An 18,614-nucleotide genomic window follows, 5' to 3' on the forward strand; every position below is an offset into this window, starting at 1 on the left:
GCTCGCTCGCCGGGCTCCTCAATCAACACCAGGTTCCAACAAAGCCCCGTATCATCGGGGCTTTCTCTTTTCCTGCACCCCAACGGCCATCTGTCACATCCCTGACCATCGTCAGCTTGTGCCATGCGACAGCAGCGAGAGTACACATGATGATGACTTCAGACTTATGAGCGATACGGGTGCCATGAGATGAGGTGTTCCCGGGAAAGGCTGGTAATAACGACATTAAAATAATATGTGATGCCCTGTACATCTATCACAGATGATCAAGCTTTTTGCAAATGGTGTACAAATATTTACGAATCCAAGCAGCTATAAAAAAACCCCGCATAGCGGGGTTCTCATATTAAGAGGTGATCAACCGATGTTGCAGGGTTTCAGCTTCCAGATACGATCCACATAGTCCTGGATGGAACGGTCTGAGTTGAACTTACCCATGGTGGCCGAGTTGATGATAGCCTTCTTCGCCCACAGCGCCGGATCCCGATACCAGGTATCGATCAGCTTGTGTGCATCCGAGTAGGACTGGAAGTCCGCCAAGGTCAGGTAAGGGTCTCCCCCTTCCAGCAAAGAGCGCTTGATGGAGGCCAGCTCACCCGGACGACCCGGCGTGAAGTAGTCGGTATCAAACCAGTCCAGCACGGCCTTGAGCTCGGAGTTGGCATAGTAGAAGTCGTACGGATTATAACCGCGCGCCTTCAGCGACTTCACTTCGTCCACGTTCAGACCGAAGATGGCACAGTTTTCGGCCCCCGCCTCTTCGGCGATCTCGATGTTGGCTCCATCCAGCGTCCCGATGGTGATTGCACCGTTGAGTGCCATCTTCATGTTGCCGGTACCGGATGCTTCGTAACCAGCAGTAGAGATCTGCTCGGAGACATCTGCCGCCGGGATCAACTTCTCGGCCAGACTCACGCGGTAGTTCGGCATGAACACCACTTTCAGCTTGCCCTGGATACGAGCATCGTTGTTGACCCGATCCGCCAGCTTGTTGATGGCATAGATGATGTCTTTGGCCAGCTTGTAACCGGGCGCCGCTTTGGAGCCGAAGATAAACACACGCGGATGCATGTCATAGTCCGGGTTGGCCAGCAGACGACGATAGAGTGCCATGATGTGAATAAGGTTCAGTTGCTGGCGCTTGTACTCGTGCAGACGCTTGATCTGAACGTCAAAGATCGCCTCGGCACTGACATCGATACCGGTTTCGTCTTTGATGACCTTGACCAGCTTCTCTTTGTTATGACGTTTGATGGTCATGAACTGCTGCTGGAACGCCTTGTCGTCGGCAAATTTCACCACGCCACGCAGTTTGTCCAGTTGCAGCGGCCACTCCTTGCCCACCACTTCGTTGTAGAGACCCGCCAGCTCCGGGTTGCAGGCCAGCAGCCAGCGACGCGGGGTTACCCCGTTGGTCACGTTGCACATTTTTTCCGGCCACAGCTCGGCATACTCGGGGAAGAGATCTTCCTTCACCAGCTTGGAGTGGATCTCGGCCACACCGTTCACCTTGGACGAACCGATCACGCACAGGTTGCCCATGCGAACCTTGCGCACGGCCCCCTCTTCGATGATGGAGAGCTTGGCCTTGATGGCGTCGTTGCCCGGCCACTTGGGCTCCACCAACTCGTTCAGGAAGCGGGCGTTGATCTCGTAAATCACCTCCAGATGGCGAGGCAGTACTTTCTCGAACAGGCTGACCGACCACTTCTCCAGCGCTTCCGGCAGCAGAGTGTGGTTGGTATAAGAGAAGACCTGATAGCAGATGGCCCAAGCGGCATCCCAGTTCAGATCTTCCTCGTCAACCAGTACCCGCATCAGTTCCGGGATGGCGACAGTCGGGTGAGTATCGTTGAGCTGAATGGCAATTTGCGCGGCAAAGTTGCTGAAGTCGGCGCCATGCACCCGCTTGTAGCGGCGCATGATGTCCTTGATGGAGCAAGCACAGAAGAAGTACTGCTGGATCAGACGCAGCTCTTTACCGGCATCGGTCTCATCGTTCGGATAGAGTACCTTGGATATGGTCTCGGCCTGGGCTTTCTCAGCCTGGGAGTCGATATAACCACCGGCGTTGAATACGTCCCAGTCGAAAAACTCGGAGGCGCGGGATTCCCACAAACGCAGGATGTTGACGGTGTGACCGCCAAAACCGACCACCGGAATATCCCAAGGCACCCCTTTAATCTTGCGACCGGCGTGCCACACCTTCTTCAGGCCGCCATTGTCACCAAACACGGTCTCGACGTAGCCATAGAGCGGCACTTCTTGCACCGACTCGGGACGGCAGATCTCCCAGGGGTTGCCATATTCACGCCAGGAGTCTGGGCGCTCAATCTGGCGACCATCCTGAATTTCCTGACGGAACAGACCGTGTTCGTAGTGGATACCGTAACCAACCGCCGGATAGTTCAGGGTGGCCAGCGAGTCGATAAAGCAGGCAGCCAGACGACCCAGGCCGCCGTTGCCAAGTGCCATATCCGGCTCTTGTTCGCACAGGTCGGTCAGTTCCAGGCCGAGTTCGCCCAGCGCCTCTTCGCAAGTCTTGTAGAGGGAGAGGTTGTGCAGGTTGTTGGAGGTCAATCTTCCCATCAGGAATTCAGCAGAGAGGTAGTGAATCGCACGAGTATCTTTCTTGAAATGAGTCTGCTGAGTGCGGGTCAGGCGCTCGTACACCTGTTCATTGACGGCCGCCGCAGTGGCTTTCCACCACGCTTCGGGAGAGGCTTTCTGTTCGCTTGTTCCCAAGGTAGAACGCAGGTGACGCACGATACTCGCCTTGAGCTGATCTTTATCCAGTTGGAGATCCTGGTCTGTCTTCTTCTTGGTAGCCATAAACCATATTCCTTCGTTACAAATAAAATTGTTATCCCGCTTGCGGGACCGGCGCTGTTGTTATCTCAAAATATGTACCGGCGTGAGAATACTAACTAAAGCGGCAGAATTAAAAGTTAACGCAAGTCACACTTTAACCGATAAAAACAGCCTGAAAAGCTTGAAAACCCTTTCCTTAAATTGATCGCACAAAAACAAACATTCCCTTTATTATCATAAGCTTAATGAAAAAATAAAAATATTCTGGCATGAATAGGTTTTCAGAGATTGCCAAGCCTTGAAAATCCCTGAAAATAGGCAGCAAGACGGCACATTGAAACCGGTTTCAATGTGCCTGAAAAATTACCGTATAAATATGAAGCAATCATTGCATCCTTAAAGATGTGCTTTGAACTGATTGCTCAATGGATCGTAATGGTACCCAATCTGATCCAGACGCCCTGCCAACTGCTCTTCACTCATATCGTAATAGGCCAGCAACTCCTCCAACCCGTCACACTCAAGCCTTAGCTTCTCATTGATGATGCCCAGCAAGATGTTGGCATCAAGACGTTGCAAGGTACTGATATCCATGGCGGCACCTCCTGTAAATGACCTGTATAACCATGGGTGGTTACGCAAGGTTTGTCCATAGTACGAAAAACACCCAGCCAGTTTTATATTAAATAACTTTTAAAAACATAGTCTTACTAACGTCACATGCTAACACCATCACATTTTTCAGCAAAAACACCTTGTCACTGCCACAGGATATAACTACTGTATACACATACAGCTTGGATATTCATACAGGAATCCCATATATGAACCAGCCCCTGCACTCACTGCCCTTTGCGATGAATCGTGTCATGAGCAAGCCCTGGCCAACCAGAACCGCCTGCAAAGCGGAGTTGGCTCATGATGGTGTGACTATCCAGTCTGATGATCAGTTTCTGAGCGAACTGAGCAAGTTAGGTGACTCTCATACCGGCTGGATCTTGTTGATCGCCCCGCCGGGACGCCCCACAGTCAGCTGTCTGGAAGAGCGAGGTATCGATCCCAAGAGAGTGCTGGTGGTACATAGCCCCAAAATCAAGAACTGGCAGCAAACCCTGGAGCGCAGTCTGGGCAATGGTCACTGCGCCGCCGTATTTACCTGGCTACCCGAGCAGATCGAGCTGGATCACGTCAAGCTGCAGCGACTGGGACAGCAATCTGGCGTACTCACCCGCTTCTTTGGCGCGAAACGGACTAACCTCGGCACACCTCTGCTGGCTTATTCAGAGCAAGATATCTATCTCAATCATTAAGACAAAAAACGAACGCCTACGCAGGCTCTCCCGCGGGTCGCAGTGACAGAAGGGCGCAAACAATATGTGACCAGCGGCTTTATTTGAAAGACAAGCTTGCAACAGCCTGACGGTAGGCATCGGAGATCATTTGACCCTGCTTGCTGCAAGCAGACAAACATCAAAAGATGTAACGGATAAAGAAGCAGAAAATAAAACCTGAACTGGACAATCATGCAGCCCAAGTATTCAAACCTGCGGGACTTCCTGCCCACCAGCGAACCCGTTTGAGCAATATGATGAGGCTGAAAGTCATTGCATTCATTTGAGCTGATCACGACAATTTGCCCACCGGAGTGACCCTCTCCTTGAAATACCGGGTAACAAGGGGTATAACCACGCGTTTTATCAGGTGTAATAAGTGAGCGGTATGATGCAAGCCCCCTTTTGGCAGACCAAGAGTCTGCAGCAGATGACTGAATCCGAATGGGAATCCCTCTGCGATGGTTGCGGAAAATGCTGCCTCAACAAGCTGATCGATGAAGATACCGACGAACTGGTTTTCACCAATGTCGCCTGCAATTTGCTTAACACCAAGACCTGTCAGTGCTCTGATTACGCCAATCGTTTCAAAAAAGAGCCTGACTGTCTGCAGATCACCCATGACAAGATCACCGAATATGACTGGCTCCCCTCAACCTGCGCATATCGCCTGCTGTCTGAAGGTGACGCTCTTCCAGAATGGCATCCTCTGCTGACCGGCAGTCGTTCCGCGATGCATCAGGCTGGTCATTCCGTCCGTGGCAAAGTCATTCACGAGGATCAGGCGGGTGAATGGATCGATCACATCATCACCTGGGCCAGCTGACACGCTCAACCCGCTATTCTCCAAAGACAAGGGCTTATGGGTATTGCTTGATACCCGCGATGGCGCCTCTGTTCACCCCTTAAACCTGATCAGCTGTTCCACGAGCCATAGCAACACTGATGCAATGGCAGGCAGAGCAACCGCCTATCCCCTTAGAGCGCGAATAAAGCATAATCGCATTACAGACGGGGCCCAGGTCAATCCTGGTGAGCCCCTCCCCTTGATCCTCTTCAAATCCCCAGTAACAACTGTTGTGGTTGCGATGGAACTGGGGGCGATTCACAGGGGATGATTACTCCCCCTGAATCGCACGCATAAAAAAACCGGCGCCTTGGCGCCGGTTTTTGCTCACTATGTCTCGATTACAGAGAAGCAGTGAAGGTACGGGTGATGACGTCTTGCTGTTGCTCTTTGGTCAAAGAGTTGAAGCGAACGGCATAACCAGATACGCGGATGGTCAACTGCGGATATTTCTCCGGGTTTTCCATGGCGTCCAGCAGCATTTCACGGTTCATCACGTTAACGTTCAGGTGCTGACCACCCTCTACGTTGGATTCGTGGTGGAAGTAACCGTCCATCAGGCCAGCCAGGTTGGCTTTCTGGGCTTCCATATCTTTACCCAGTGCGTTCGGAACGATGGAGAAGGTATAGGAGATACCATCTTTAGCGTAAGCGAACGGCAGCTTGGCTACGGAAGTCAGGGAAGCAACAGCACCTTTCTGGTCACGACCGTGCATCGGGTTTGCACCCGGGCCGAACGGAGCACCAGCACGACGGCCATCCGGGGTGTTACCGGTCTTCTTGCCATATACCACGTTGGAGGTGATGGTCAGAACAGACTGGGTAGCAACAGCACCACGGTAGGTGTTCAGCTTCTGAATCTTCTTCATGAAGCGTTCAACCAGGTCACAGGCGATATCATCGACGCGAGCGTCGTTGTTACCGAACTGCGGGTATTCGCCTTCGATTTCGAAGTCGATGGCAACGCCATCTTCGTCACGAATCGGCTTGACCTTGGCGTACTTGATGGCAGACAGGGAGTCAGCGGCTACGGACAGACCAGCGATACCACACGCCATGGTGCGATATACGTCACGGTCGTGCAGCGCCATCAGAGAGGCTTCGTAGCTGTACTTGTCGTGCATGTAGTGGATGATGTTCAGCGCAGCAACGTATTGCTTGGCCAGCCAATCCATGAAGTGGTCCAGACGATCCATTACGTCGTTGTAGTCGAGGTACTCGGACTTGACCATCTCGGTTTTCGGACCGACCTGGATCTTGAGCTTCTCGTCCATACCACCGTTGATTGCATACAGCATGGTCTTGGCCAGGTTGGCACGAGCACCGAAGAACTGCATCTGCTTACCAACGATCATCGGGGATACACAGCAAGCGATGGCGTAGTCATCGTTGTTGAAATCCGGACGCATCAGATCGTCGTTCTCGTACTGAACGGAAGAGGTCTCGATGGATACCTTGGCACAGTACTTTTTGAAACCGACCGGCAGCTTCTCGGACCACAGGATGGTCAGGTTCGGCTCAGGGGACGGGCCCATGGTGTACAGGGTGTTCAGCATACGGAAGCTGTTCTTGGTGACCAGAGTACGGCCGTCAACGCCCATACCAGCCAGGGTCTCGGTCGCCCACATCGGGTCACCGGAGAACAGTGAATCGTATTCCGGAGTACGCAGGAAGCGAACCATACGCAGCTTCATGACCATGTGGTCCATCAGCTCCTGGGCTTCTTGCTCGGTGATCAGGCCTTTCTGCAGGTCACGCTCGATGTAGATATCCAGGAAGCTGGAGGTACGACCGAAGGACATGGCTGCACCGTTCTGGGACTTGACTGCCGCCAGGTAGGCGAAGTAGGTCCACTGTACGGCTTCTTTAGCGTTCTTGGCCGGTACGGAGATATCGCAACCGTACTTGGCAGCCATCACCTTCATCTGTGCCAGGGCACGGTGCTGCTCGGAGATCTCTTCGCGCAGACGGATGGTAGCTTCCAGGTTGACACCGTTTTCCAGGTCAGCTTGCAGGGACTTGAACTGGGCCAGTTTGTCGGCCATCAGGAAGTCAACACCGTACAGAGCAACACGACGGTAGTCACCGATGATACGGCCACGGCCGTAGGCATCCGGCAGACCGGTGATAACACCAGACTTACGGCAGTTCAGGATGTCTTTGGTGTAAACGTCAAACACGCCCTGGTTGTGAGTCTTGCGGTATTCGGTGAAGATCTTCTCGACCATCGGGTCCAGTTGACGACCGTACACTTCGCAAGAAGTTTTAACCATCTTGATACCGCCGTTGGCGATGATGGCGCGCTTCAGCGGCTTGTCAGTCTGCAGACCAACGATCTGCTCCAGGCTCTGATCGATATAACCGGCATCGTGTGCGGTAATGGTGGAGGGCAGGTCAGTATCAAAATCAACCGGCGCATGAGTGCGGTTTTCGATTTTGATCCCTTCCATGACCTTGTCCCACAGCTTGGTGGTCGCTTCGGTCGCGCCAGCCAGGAAGGACTCGTCACCTTCATACGGGGTGTAGTTCTTCTGGATGAAGTCACGGGTGTTGACAGAGGTCTGCCATTCACCGGCCGCGAAGCCTTCCCATGCTTTTTGGAACTGTTCGTTAAGTTCTGCCATTTTTCATTACCTCACACGGTATTGATGTAGTATCCCGCAATCATCCTTAATGATGACGACGGAAGATAAACCAGTAAGTCAGACCAACCATCACGCCACCACCGATGATATTGCCGATGGTCACGGGGATGAGGTTGTGTAGGACGAAGTTGGATACGGTCAGGTCAGCAAAGGTTGCCGGATCCTGGCCGATGGCCTGCCAAAATTCCGGACTAGCCACGCTGTGGATAGCGATACCAACCGGAATCATAAACATGTTTGCGATGCTGTGCTCGAAACCTGAGGCAACGAACATGGCAACCGGCAGCAGCATAACCACTACCTTGTCAGTCGCGCTGCGGGCACCAAAGGCCATCCATGCAGCAAGACATACCATCAGGTTACAGAGGATACCCAGCGCCACCGCTTCGAAGAAGGTGTGGTGAATTTTGTGTTGGGCCACTTTGAGGGCGTTAAGGCCCCACTGACCGTCTGCTGCCGTGTACTCGGCAGAAACGATGATCAGCGCCACCATCAGCAGACCGCCAATCAGGTTACCGAAGTAGACCAGACCCCAATTCTTGAGCAGCTGAGCCCAGCTGATGCGATTGGCAGCCTTGGCCACCAGTGTCAGGGTGGTGGAGGTGAACAGCTCGGCACCGAGCAGCACACAGAGAATAAGTCCGAGAGAGAAGCAGAGACCGCCCACCAACTTGGCCATACCCCAAGGCATGGAGCCGGTTCCGGTCGTCACTGTGATGTAGAAGATAAATGCGATGGCGATGAAAGCGCCTGCGGTGATGGCCAGTGGAATGACCTTGTATGCCGGCTTGGTAGCCTTGGCATAGGTGATGTCTTCAGCCAGTGCAGCGATGGCTTCGGGCTTGAGACAATCGAATGGAGATTCAGCTTTCAATTATTTTCTACCTGAATGTTTTGCCTGTTGAAATCATAACAAAGGGCCAAATAGCCAAAATTGACATTGATCAAGTTTATCAGAGTGCGAATGTAATTTTACTACAAATATTTTAGTGTGATGGCTACGCCACTTTACACCAGGTATCAGCTGAAACAGAAATATCACATTTTTAATGCAATGATTTTAAAGAATTTATTCTAGAGCATGGAAATGTGGCATTGGCAAGATATCTTTGCAGATCGACAGCACATCCCCTGCCCTGCCATCAACCCCCTTAGGGGTATTTTTTGTTTTTTATTTCATCTTTGAATAACAATCCCGTGCCTTGTCGCACGATAAACAGAAGGGGCCACACGGCCCCTTCCTTTACAGCAACGATCACGCCCAGTGATGGGCTCGCTTGGCCTTCTGCAGCTTCTCGTAAGCCGCCAGCAGTTTCTGGTGCAGCGGGAACTGGGAGAGGGACAGGTCAGCCGCCTCCAGCCCGTGGAAGCGTGCTTCGCCAGTGGCGTTGGCCCATGCCTGTGCCAGCGTCTCTTCACCATACATGCGGGTGAAGACGGCGCGATACTGCTCCGGATCCCGCTCCTCGTCGAGGAACAACTCGACGCAGGCGCGCAGGGCGCGGTAGTAGCTGGCACGCTCGGCAGTGAACACCGACTGGTTGAACTCCATGGTCCAGTCGATGAGATCCAGCGCCGTCTCCAGCTCACCGGCGGCCAGCGCCAGCATGGCTTTCAGCTCGCCAACGCGCAGGGTGTGCAGCGCGGTCCCCTTGGCGGCGGCGATGCCCAGCAGCTCGCGTACACGGGTACGCTCGTCGTGCCCCTCTTCATCCAGTTGATCAAACAACGCCATGTACTGCTCGGCATCCCAATCAAGTGATGGCAGTGCCAGGATCACTTCGCGCAGGTTGGCTCCCATATTGTTGTTGGCCAGCAGCAGATCTTCGGCCGGATAGATGTCGGACATGCCGGGCACCAGAATGCGGCAGGCGTAGACACCCAGATGCTCGTAGTCGGCGATATAGACCGGCTGCTCCAGCTCGTGGAAGATGCCGATCAGGTGGTCGAACTCCTCCTGCGAGGTGCCACGGAAGTCCCAGTCGGCAAACTCGAAGTCCGCATCTTGCTTGAACAGATCCCAGCTGATAAGGCCCGAGGAGTCGATGAAGTGGGTCTCGAGGTTGTGGTGATCCGCCACCTGCTCGTTGTCGAATGACGGCGGCACGAATACGTCGAGATCCTTGAGACCGCGGCCCTGCAGCAGCTCGGTGACGGTACGCTCGAAGGCCACTTCGAAGCGCGGGTGGGCACCGAAGGAGGCAAAGCAGGTGCCATTGCTCGGGTTAAGCAGCACCACACAGATGACCGGATAGCGGCCACCCAGGGAGGCATCGAAGCTGTAAATGGGGAAGCCTTCCGCTTCGAGGGCGGCGATGGAGGCTGCAATTCCCGGATAACGGGCAATCACCTCGTCCGGGATCAGCGGCAAGCTGATAGCCTCGGCGATGATCTTGTTCTTCACGTGGCGCTCGAACACCTCGGAGAGCGCCTGGGTGCGCGCTTCGGTCTTGGTGTTGCCAGCGCTCATGCCGTTGGAGACATAGAGGTTGCCGATGATGTTCATCGGGATGTAGACGGTCTCGTGATCGGACTGGCGCTCGAACGGCAGGGCGACGATACCGCGCTCTTCGTTGTTTGACTGAAGATCCACCAGCATGTCGGCGGTCACTTCACCATCCGGGTTGTAAAACTTGCGGGTGAAGCTGTCTAGCAGACCGGCCGGGAACTGGTCACCCTCGATGGGGAACCACTTTTCGTTCGGGTAGTGAACGAAATCGCCGTTGGCGACCTGCTCGCCAAGATAGAAGTCGGCGAAGAAGTAGTTGGTGGAGAGACGCTCGAAATATTCGCCAAGGGCAGACGCGAGGGCCGCCTTCTTGCTGGCACCCTTGCCGTTGGTAAAGCAGAGGGCGCACTCTTTGTCGCGAATATGCACCGACCAGACGTTCGGCACGGGGTTGAGCCAGGAGGCCTCTTCAATATCAAAGCCCAAGGCTTGCAGCTTGGTCTGGAAGCGTTCGATGGAGTCTTCCAGCGCCGCGTCCTTGCCGGGAATAAAAGTGTGGTCAGTCATCACGATATCCTGATTTTTATTGGCTCATGTTCGGCCGCAGATAATAGCAGGGGTCGGCGGCTTTGGCAGGACAAAAATCAGTAAACAGGGATGAGTCGCACGGTGAGAAACCGGCTTGTCCCCGCTCCCCCGCCAAAAAAAGCGCGGGCCCGGGGATTGCCCGGGCCCGCTTGTTACGCGACGCGATAAACCGTCAGAGCTGCTTACCCTGGCTCGCAATCACCTGGCTGTACCAGTGGAAGCTCGCTTTCTTGATCCGGCGAAGGGAGCCCCCCTGCTCGTCACGCTCCACATAGACGAAGCCGTAACGCTTCTGGTAGCCGTTGAGCCAGCTCAGGATGTCGGTGAACGACCAGGCGCAGTAGCCGAGCAATTCCACCCCATCCTGCATCGCCTCCTGGCACGCCTTGACGTGGCTGCGCAGGTAATCGATGCGATACTCATCGTTCACCTTGTCGCCCGCCTCCAGCTTGTCGAACTCGCCAAGACCGTTCTCGGTGATCATCAGCGGCAGGCCATAGCGGGAAGAGAGGCGACGCAGCGCGATGCGCATCCCGGTCGGGTCGATGGCCCAGTCCCAGTTGCTGGTCTCAAGGTGCGGATTGGGCGCCGTCTTGTAAAGACCCGGGATGCCGCTGGACGGGGTAGTGCCCTTCTTGCCGGTGGTGTTGATCCGCTGCAGGGTCTGACCGCCCAAGGGGTTATCTGTGTAGGTCAGGGTGTAGTAGTAGTTGACGCCGATGTAGTCGGGCGTCCCCTCTCGCAGCAACTCCATATCGCCCGGCAGGATCTCCGGCGCCTCGCCGTTTTCCCGCAAGTAAGCGAGCGCCGCCTGCGGATAGCGGCCGAAGCAGTAGGCATCCAGCCACCAGAGGTTGTTGAACTCCTCGGCGTTCTCGTAGGCCAGCATATCTTTCGGATCGCACGACGCCGGATAGGCTGGGGAGTAAGCAAAGCTCGGGCCGATGAGGCCATTTGGCACATGCTGGCGAAACGCCTTGATCACCCGGGCGTTAGCCAGAAAGGCGATATGGTTGGCGGCGAAGAAGCGCTTGCGATCCTGCACAGCGGGCGGATGGGTGCCGAGCTGATAGGCGTTAGTCAGGTTGTAGTTCTGCTCGTTAAGCGACACCCAGTACTTCACCTTGCCGGCAAAACGCTGATAGAGGGTCACGCAGTAGCGCTCGAAATCCTCGATAATGCGTCGGTCTTCCCAGCCGCCGTACTCATCTTGCAGCGCCTGCGGCAGATCCCAGTGATAAAGGGTCAGCACCGGTTCGATCTGGTGGGCCAAGAGGGTGTCGATCAGCTTCTCGTAGAAGGCCAGCCCCGCCTCGTTCACCTCCCCCCGACCGGTGGGATAGATGCGCGGCCAGCTCACCGAGAAGCGGTAAGCCTTGAGCCCCATCTCGGCCATCAGCGCCACGTCCTCTTCCATGCGGTGGTAGTGATCCACCGCCACATCGCCGTTGCTCCCCTCAAAGGTCTTGCCCGGCAGCTTGGTGAAGAGATCCCACACCGAGGGCCCCTTGCCATCGGCATTCCAGCCCCCCTCCACCTGATAGGCGGCGGAGGCTGCGCCCCACAGAAAATCGCTCGGGAAGTCGTTGAACTTGTGGTGATGCATCTGGTGTTGCTCCTTCTGCGCTGATGGTGTCAGCCATCTCTGTTAACTCGGCGCCCCCTGTCTGGGCACCCGAAATGAATTGGCATAAGCATCCTTCACTTCTAAAATTCCGTCCAATGACAAATTTGACCACTCAACATTCCCAACAGGAATGAAAGGAGCCCTGATGGAGCTACGGGATCTGAAAGCCTTCGTCACTCTGGGGGAGGTACTGCACTTCGGCCAGGCGGCGGTACGTCAGCACGTTACCCAGTCGGCCCTGAGCAAACAGATAAGGCGGCTGGAGGAGGAGCTGGGCGGCGAGCTGTTCGAGCGCAACGCCAGTACCACTCGCCTCACCGGACTGGGCAGGGCGCTGTATGAGGATGCCCGCGCTGTGGTCATCCAGAGCGAGCAGCTCTCGCGCACCGCCCGCGACGTGCTGGCGGGCAATGTCGGCACCCTGCGCATCGGCTTTGGCGTGGCCACCAAAATCCTGGTGCCCACGGCCATCGCCCGTTTTCGCGCCGAGCGGCCGCAAGTGACCATCGAGCTCAACGATCTCTCCACCCACCACCAGCTACTGGCGCTCAGTGAAGGCAAGCTGGATCTCGGTTTTTGCCGCCTGCCCGCCCCCAAGGGGTGGCACGCCCTGCCGGTGGTCGAAGCCCACTTTGTCGCCGTACTGCCCGCCAGCTACCGCGATGTGAGGGAGTTGGCGGATCTGGTGGACAAGCCGCTGGCGATCCTCCGTCGGGACAAGGCCCCGTCCTTTTACGATCACCTGATGAACTATCTGGCCCAGAGCGGGCTGCGTTTTCGCGATATCCAGTACGTCAACGACTTCGCCGCCGGTGTTGCCACCGCGGCGGCAGAGATCGCCTGGACCCTGGTCCCCTCCTCCACCACCATCGAGCACCCGGATGTGCTCACCCTCCCCTTGAGAGACGGGGAAGCCTGCTGGACCATTGGCCTTATCCGTCCGCCCCACAGCAAGGGGCCCTTGATCGACGCCTTCTGGGCAACCATTTCTGATATGACGCCAAGATAGACACGCCGTTGGCAAACAGCAGATGGCGGCCGCGCATCAACGATAGCGTTCGACGATACGCGCCAACTCGCCGCTTTGTCGCAGCTGTTGCAGGGCACGGTTGAACTCGGTTATCCGGGTATTGAAGCGGGAGTGCTTGCCGATGCAGAGATTGAACGGGGTAGAGGCAAGCTGCAGCGGCACCTCGACCACCAACCCGGAGAGACCCAGCTGGTTGAGTTTGAAGCGTGCCACCAGTGGGTCGGTCACCATCAGATCCCCCCGACCCGCCGCCAGCATTTTGAAGACATTATCGACATTGATGGTGTGATGAACGGTGAAACCCGCCAGGTTCTCCTTGCCCCAGCCGTTACCGAAATAGTCGAGAAAGGTAAGCGATTTGAAATCGCTCAAGCTGCTGGCTCGCTGAAATTCCGCCATTCGGGGATGGGCGCGCTGGGTAAAAATGGTTAGCACAGTGGTAGTGACCGGCTCTTCCACAACCAAGGTATAGCTGCGCCGCTCCCGGGTTGCGATGGTGACAAAGCCATCGGCCTGCGCCATCCGCACCATTTTTTGCGCCCGTTGCCACGGATAACCTTCATGGCGCACCCGCAGCCCCATCTGCGCTGCCACCCGCTCCATCACGTCGATCATCAGCCCGCGCATCTTGCCCTGTTCGTCACGCCACGAATATGGGGCAAAGTCGTCAAAGTAGACCAGCTTCAACTCGGCCGCTGGCGCCGCCCAGACACTCTGCCACATCAGCAATCCCCACAAGATTGCACTCCCCAGACTGACTCTCATGGCCGCGACTCCATCCACTTCTGCCACCTCTGAGCCTAGTGCAAAGCGGGCTGCGGCAAGGTTCAGGATCCAGTGGAAAAAGTGGCCAACGGAAAAAGAGAGGGGAAGCAGTGGCTTCCCCTCTCTCGTTCGTTTTTCATTACGCCACCTTATCGATGGCGGTCACGACCTTCTGATCACGCCAGCTCGGCGCGCAGCGCCCTGGTGGCATCGACCATCACCTTGAGGGCGGCTTCTGTCTCTTCCCAGCCGCGGGTCTTGAGGCCGCAATCCGGGTTGACCCAGAGCCGCTCGGCCGGGATCTGTTTGGCGGCCTTGCGCAGCAACCCCTCAATCCAGCTCTGGCTCGGCACGTTCGGCGAGTGGATGTCGTAGACGCCCGGGCCAATCTCGTTGGGGTAGTTGAAGCGTTCGAACGCTTCGAGCAGCTGCATCTGGCTGCGGCTGGTCTCGATGGTGATCACATCCGCATCCAACGCCGCCACCGCCTCGATGATGAGGTTGAAGTCGCTGTAACACATGTGGGTGTGGATCTGGGTGCTGTCCGCCACCGGGCTTGCACTCAGACGGAAGGCCCGCACCGCCCAGTCGAGATAGGCCTGATGATCTTGCTTGCGCAGGGGCAAGCCTTCGCGGATCGCCGGTTCGTCGATCTGGATGATCTTGATGCCAGCGGCTTCCAGATCTGCCACCTCGTCGCGAATGGCAAGGCCGATTTGCAGGGCGGATTGCTCGCGGCTCACATCTTCCCGCGGGAAGGACCAGCAGAGGATGGTCACAGGACCGGTCAGCATGCCCTTCACCGGCTTGTCGGTCAGGCTCTGGGCAAACTTTGTCCACGCTAGGGTCATGGGAGTCGGGCGGTCAATATCGCGGGTGATCACCGGCGGCTTGACGCAGCGGGAGCCATAGCTCTGTACCCAGCCGAAACGGGTGATGGCAAAGCCATCCAGCAGCTCACCGAAATACTCCACCATGTCATTGCGCTCGGCCTCGCCATGTACCAGCACGTCCAGCCCGATGGCCTCCTGACGCGCGATGGCATCGCGGATCTCCGCCTTAATGCCCGCCTCGTAGGCGCTGTCGTCGATGCGACCGGCGCGCCAATCCTGCCGCAATACCCGGATCTGCGAGGTCTGCGGGAAAGAGCCGATGGTGGTGGTGGGCAGCAGCGGCAGCTTGAGATCCGAGCGCTGCAGCTCGGCCCTGACCGGATAGGGGCTGTGGCGATCAAAATCGCTGTTGGTGAGGCTGGCGAGCCGTGACTGCACCGCTTTTTTGTGCACCCGGCTGTCGGACTCCCGATCAACGATGGGCTGGCTGTAGGCGGTGATTTTGTCGAGCTCGCCCCCATCCAGATACTCTCTGAGCAGCCCCAACTCGAAACATTTTTGCAAGGCGAAGGCGAACCAGCTGCGGGTCTGGGGATCCAGCTCCTGCTCCAGGGTCAAATCCACCGGGCTATGCAGCAATGAGCAGGATGAGGCCACCCAGAGCCGCTCGCCGAGTTTGGCTTTCAGTGCCTTCAGAGTCGGCGCCAGCTTGGCCAGATTGGCACGCCAGACGTTACGGCCGTTGATCACCCCGGCTGAGATGACCCACTGGGCGGGCAGATGCGGCACCAGGGTCTCCAGTTGCTCGGGGGCGGCCACCAGATCCAGATGCAGGCCATCTACCTTGAGGCTGGTGATGATGTCGCGCTGATGAGCCACCGAACCGAAATAGGTGGTGAGCAGCAGCTTGCAGGGGCCCGCGAGGCGCTCGTAGGCGTTGAGGTAAGCCAGCCGCCACTCGTCCGGCAAGTCCAGCGTCAGCGCCGGTTCGTCGATCTGTACCCACTCCACCCCTTGGGCGGCCAACTTGGCCAGGACCTCCTGATAGACGATGAGCAGGCGATCGAGCAGTTCAAGGCGCGAGAAGCCGCTCTCTTTCTCCTTGCCGAGCCACAGATAAGAGACCGGTCCCAGCAGCACCGCCTTGACCGGCAGCCCCAGAGCTTTGGCCTCTTCGACCTCGTCAAACAGCTGGCTCCAGCCCAGCTTGAAGCGCTGATCACGGCTGAACTCCGGCACCAGATAGTGATAGTTGGTGTTGAACCACTTGGTCATCTCGGCGGCGGCCGCCGCCGGGCCGGTCGGCGCACGGCCGCGGGCCACCCGGAACAGGGTGTCGAGATCGGTCTCGCCATGACGGTGACGGGCAGGCACCGCATCCACCAGCAGGCTGGTACCGAGCACCTGATCGTACCAGGCAAAGTCGCCCACCGGCAGCAGATTGACCCCGGCGCCGTGCTGGGCCTGCCAGTGGCGTTCACGCAGCGTCTTGCCCACGGCAACGAGTTCGGCCTGAGTGGTCTCGCCACGCCAGTAGGATTCGAGGGCAAATTTCAGCTCACGCTTGGCGCCGATACGGGGGAAGCCCAGGGTGTGTGCTCGTGTCATAGGTTCATTTCCTTATGCTCATTCATCTGATGGGAAACTGGATGATTTGGCCATCCAGATGTTTACACATCCAAAATGACAAGATAAGGTGACGCTGGCTATTGAATCCTCTTCAAGTGGCTCTCAAATAATCCTCAACTGACCGCCAGTCAGGTTCACCGCGAGGATGCAGAGGCCGATGTTTACAGGTGCAAGAGGTGCCGGAGTCAAGAAGCGCAACAGGGTAACCGCCGGCCGCAACCTCAGCGCCATACGCAATCTCACAAGGAGCCATCTTATGACAGTGCCAAGCAATGCAGGGATAGAGATCAAACACTTGAAAACATTGACCGCGCTGGCCGAGCAGGGCTCGCTGGCCGGTGCGGCGCTGACCCTCAACCTCACCCAGTCCGCCCTCTCCCACCAGCTCAAAGAGCTGGAGACCCGCCTCAATCTGGAGCTTTACCTGCGCAAAAGCCGCCCTCTGGTGCTAACCGCAGCCGGCAGCCAGCTGCTCGCCCTCGCCCGTCAGGTCCTGCCCGCTCTGGCCCAGACCGAGAAACAGCTGCAGGCCCTGCAGAGCGGCGATGCGGGCAGGCTGCATCTGGCGCTTGATTGCCACAGCTGCATCCAGTGGCTGCTGCCGCTGTTGCCGGAATTTCGCCGCCAGTGGCCCGGGGTGGATCTGGAAGTGGAGTCGGTGCCGGGCTTTGATGCCATCAATGCCCTGCTCGGTGGCCAGCTCGACCTGCTGCTCACCTCCGATGTGCAGGCCCGTGGCGATCTCCACTTCGAGCCGCTGTTTGCCTTCGATCTGACTCTGGTGATGGCGCCGGATCACCCCCTCTGCCACCAGAGCCACATCGAGCCGGGCGATCTGGAGGCGGAGGTGCTGCTGGTCTATCCGGTGGAGCGCAGCCGCATGGATATCTTCAGCCGCTTTTTGCAACCCGCCGGGGTGGAGCCCGCCCGCTGCAAGCCGGTGGACAACACCTCAGTGATGCTGCAGATGGCCGCCGCAGGGCTCGGGGTCGCTGCCCTGCCGCGCTGGGCCAGCGAGGAGTTTGTCAGACAGGGGATGCTCTGCGCCCGCCCCCTCGGGAGCGGTATTCGTCGCCATATGTACGGCGCGGTGCGGGCCGCCGATCGGGATCAAGCCTGCCTGCAGAGCCTCTTGGCTCGTATCCGGACTACCATGGCTTGATGATGGCTCAGAGCGTTCCGAAGTAGCTACGCAGCGCCTCCACCACCCGCCGCACCTTCTCCGGGATCTCCCGCTGCGGCGTGATGGCGTGGATCTCCATCGGTGCCACCCGAAAACCGGGCAGCAGTTCGAGCAGACGCCCCTGCGTCAGATCCTCGCCAATCTCCCCCTCCGGTTGTAGCGAGATCCCCTGCCCCGCCAGCGCAAACTGGCGCAAGGGCAACACGTTATTGCAGAGCACCTTGGCCTTGAACCTCACCCTGTGCTCGCCCCCCTTCTCATCCTGCAGCAGCAAACCGTTGCCCAGCATGTCGCCACAGAGCCAGTCGTGAGTGGCCAGATCGGTGGGGGTGCGTGGTGTTCCCTTGCGCGCCAGATAGGCGGGGGCGGCGCAGAGCAACATCCGGGTCTGGCCCAGCTTGCGGGCCACCAGGGTTGAGTCGGGCAAGGTGCCGACCCGCAATGCCACGTCGATCCGCTCGGCAATGAGATCCCGTTTCTCGTCGTCGGCGATGATCTGGATGGTGAGGCCGGGGTGGGCCTGCAGCAGCGGTGAGAGGGCCAGTGCCAGCGGCTGGCCCGCCATCCCCACCGGGGCGGTGATCCGCACTTCACCGAGCAGGGCGTCGCGCACCTCGGAGAGGCGCAGTTCGGTCTCGCTCAGGGTCTGCTGCAACGCCCGGCACCCTTGCCACACCACCTCTCCCGCCTCGGTCAGACTGAGGCGACGGGTGGAGCGATGGAGCAGGGGCAGCCCGAGCAGGCTTTCGAGCTGGCTGATATGCTGACTGACGGCAGAGGGGGTCATGCCGAGGGATTTGGCCGCCCCTGTCATGCTGCCCGCTTCCACCACGGCGGCGAAGATGGCGTAACGTCTGAGCTGTTCCATTATTAAAT

Annotated in this window: 13 protein-coding genes; 4 read left to right on the plus strand and 9 right to left on the minus strand. The window is 57.4% G+C overall.

Annotated elements, in window-relative coordinates; all coding sequences use genetic code 11:
- Positions 1–357 precede the first annotated feature (357 nt).
- The gene (locus G5137_RS11960; RefSeq protein ID WP_216978915.1) at positions 358–2,832 is read right to left on the minus strand and encodes a glycogen/starch/alpha-glucan phosphorylase; all 2,475 of its coding nucleotides are present in this window, start codon (positions 2,830–2,832) and stop codon (positions 358–360) included.
- Between the two features lie 375 nt (positions 2,833–3,207).
- Positions 3,208–3,405 carry a DUF4250 domain-containing protein gene (locus tag G5137_RS11965; protein WP_005333612.1) on the minus strand — a complete coding sequence of 66 codons (198 nt, stop codon included), beginning with the start codon at positions 3,403–3,405 and terminating at the stop codon, positions 3,208–3,210.
- Between the two features lie 230 nt (positions 3,406–3,635).
- Between G5137_RS11965 and G5137_RS11970 the strand changes: the two genes are divergently transcribed.
- Together G5137_RS11970 and G5137_RS11975 are read left to right on the plus strand one after the other, a co-directional pair.
- Complete coding sequence (locus G5137_RS11970) at positions 3,636–4,121, plus strand: cell division inhibitor (RefSeq protein WP_421244962.1); 486 nt, start codon at positions 3,636–3,638, stop codon at positions 4,119–4,121.
- Positions 4,122–4,533: 412 nt separating this feature from the next.
- Positions 4,534–4,968, plus strand: a complete 435-nt coding sequence (locus G5137_RS11975) for a YcgN family cysteine cluster protein (RefSeq protein ID WP_421255472.1) — start codon at positions 4,534–4,536, stop codon at positions 4,966–4,968.
- Between the two features lie 362 nt (positions 4,969–5,330).
- On the opposite strand, the gene pflB is transcribed toward G5137_RS11975, so the two are convergent.
- The 4 genes from pflB to G5137_RS11995 all read right to left on the minus strand — a co-directional run bounded on the left by pflB (position 5,331) and on the right by G5137_RS11995 (position 12,277).
- Positions 5,331–7,613 (minus strand): formate C-acetyltransferase, encoded by a 2,283-nt coding sequence (pflB, locus tag G5137_RS11980; protein ID WP_005352571.1) that lies wholly within the window; start codon positions 7,611–7,613, stop codon positions 5,331–5,333.
- A 46-nt stretch (positions 7,614–7,659) separates the two neighbouring features.
- Positions 7,660–8,508 (minus strand): formate transporter FocA, encoded by an 849-nt coding sequence (gene focA, locus G5137_RS11985; protein ID WP_005333620.1) that lies wholly within the window; start codon positions 8,506–8,508, stop codon positions 7,660–7,662.
- Positions 8,509–8,889: 381 nt separating this feature from the next.
- Complete coding sequence (gene ycaO / locus G5137_RS11990; protein WP_005352574.1) at positions 8,890–10,650, minus strand: 30S ribosomal protein S12 methylthiotransferase accessory factor YcaO; 1,761 nt, start codon at positions 10,648–10,650, stop codon at positions 8,890–8,892.
- A 193-nt stretch (positions 10,651–10,843) separates the two neighbouring features.
- Positions 10,844–12,277: a glycoside hydrolase family 1 protein gene (locus tag G5137_RS11995; protein ID WP_021231363.1), complete on the minus strand. Its 1,434-nt coding sequence runs from the start codon at positions 12,275–12,277 to the stop codon at positions 10,844–10,846.
- 166 nt (positions 12,278–12,443) lie between these two features.
- Between G5137_RS11995 and G5137_RS12000 the strand changes: the two genes are divergently transcribed.
- Positions 12,444–13,307, plus strand: a complete 864-nt coding sequence (locus tag G5137_RS12000) for a LysR substrate-binding domain-containing protein (RefSeq protein WP_421255436.1) — start codon at positions 12,444–12,446, stop codon at positions 13,305–13,307.
- Between the two features lie 36 nt (positions 13,308–13,343).
- Here G5137_RS12000 and G5137_RS12005 read toward each other — a convergent pair whose 3' ends face one another.
- Together G5137_RS12005 and metE are read right to left on the minus strand one after the other, a co-directional pair.
- Positions 13,344–14,093, minus strand: a complete 750-nt coding sequence (locus G5137_RS12005) for a substrate-binding periplasmic protein (RefSeq protein ID WP_421206995.1) — start codon at positions 14,091–14,093, stop codon at positions 13,344–13,346.
- Between the two features lie 176 nt (positions 14,094–14,269).
- Entirely contained in the window at positions 14,270–16,534 is a 2,265-nt protein-coding gene (gene metE, locus G5137_RS12010) for a 5-methyltetrahydropteroyltriglutamate--homocysteine S-methyltransferase (RefSeq protein WP_421255437.1), read from the minus strand.
- A 277-nt stretch (positions 16,535–16,811) separates the two neighbouring features.
- On the opposite strand from metE, the gene G5137_RS12015 reads away from it, so the two are divergent.
- Entirely contained in the window at positions 16,812–17,717 is a 906-nt protein-coding gene (locus G5137_RS12015) for a LysR substrate-binding domain-containing protein (RefSeq protein WP_421255438.1), read from the plus strand.
- A 7-nt stretch (positions 17,718–17,724) separates the two neighbouring features.
- Here G5137_RS12015 and G5137_RS12020 read toward each other — a convergent pair whose 3' ends face one another.
- Positions 17,725–18,606 (minus strand): LysR family transcriptional regulator, encoded by an 882-nt coding sequence (locus G5137_RS12020; RefSeq protein ID WP_421255439.1) that lies wholly within the window; start codon positions 18,604–18,606, stop codon positions 17,725–17,727.
- Positions 18,607–18,614: the final 8 nt, after the last annotated feature.

Source organism: Aeromonas sp. 600282 (genome assembly GCF_049175755.1).
GTDB classification, from domain to species: Bacteria; Pseudomonadota; Gammaproteobacteria; order Enterobacterales; family Aeromonadaceae; genus Aeromonas; species Aeromonas veronii_A.

What these genes read in the sequence shown, in the direction of transcription:
- G5137_RS12020 (WP_421255439.1), bottom strand. Translation starts at nt 18,606, where the DNA reads ATGGAACAGCTCAGACGTTACGCCATCTTCGCCGCCGTGGTGGAAGCG.
- G5137_RS12005 (WP_421206995.1), bottom strand. Translation starts at nt 14,093, where the DNA reads ATGAGAGTCAGTCTGGGGAGTGCAATCTTGTGGGGATTGCTGATGTGG.
- G5137_RS12015 (WP_421255438.1), top strand. Translation starts at nt 16,812, where the DNA reads ATGACAGTGCCAAGCAATGCAGGGATAGAGATCAAACACTTGAAAACA.
- ycaO (WP_005352574.1), bottom strand. Translation starts at nt 10,650, where the DNA reads ATGACTGACCACACTTTTATTCCCGGCAAGGACGCGGCGCTGGAAGAC.
- G5137_RS11965 (WP_005333612.1), bottom strand. Translation starts at nt 3,405, where the DNA reads ATGGATATCAGTACCTTGCAACGTCTTGATGCCAACATCTTGCTGGGC.
- metE (WP_421255437.1), bottom strand. Translation starts at nt 16,534, where the DNA reads ATGACACGAGCACACACCCTGGGCTTCCCCCGTATCGGCGCCAAGCGT.
- G5137_RS11970 (WP_421244962.1), top strand. Translation starts at nt 3,636, where the DNA reads ATGAACCAGCCCCTGCACTCACTGCCCTTTGCGATGAATCGTGTCATG.
- G5137_RS12000 (WP_421255436.1), top strand. Translation starts at nt 12,444, where the DNA reads ATGGAGCTACGGGATCTGAAAGCCTTCGTCACTCTGGGGGAGGTACTG.
- G5137_RS11995 (WP_021231363.1), bottom strand. Translation starts at nt 12,277, where the DNA reads ATGCATCACCACAAGTTCAACGACTTCCCGAGCGATTTTCTGTGGGGC.
- pflB (WP_005352571.1), bottom strand. Translation starts at nt 7,613, where the DNA reads ATGGCAGAACTTAACGAACAGTTCCAAAAAGCATGGGAAGGCTTCGCG.
- G5137_RS11975 (WP_421255472.1), top strand. Translation starts at nt 4,534, where the DNA reads ATGCAAGCCCCCTTTTGGCAGACCAAGAGTCTGCAGCAGATGACTGAA.
- G5137_RS11960 (WP_216978915.1), bottom strand. Translation starts at nt 2,832, where the DNA reads ATGGCTACCAAGAAGAAGACAGACCAGGATCTCCAACTGGATAAAGAT.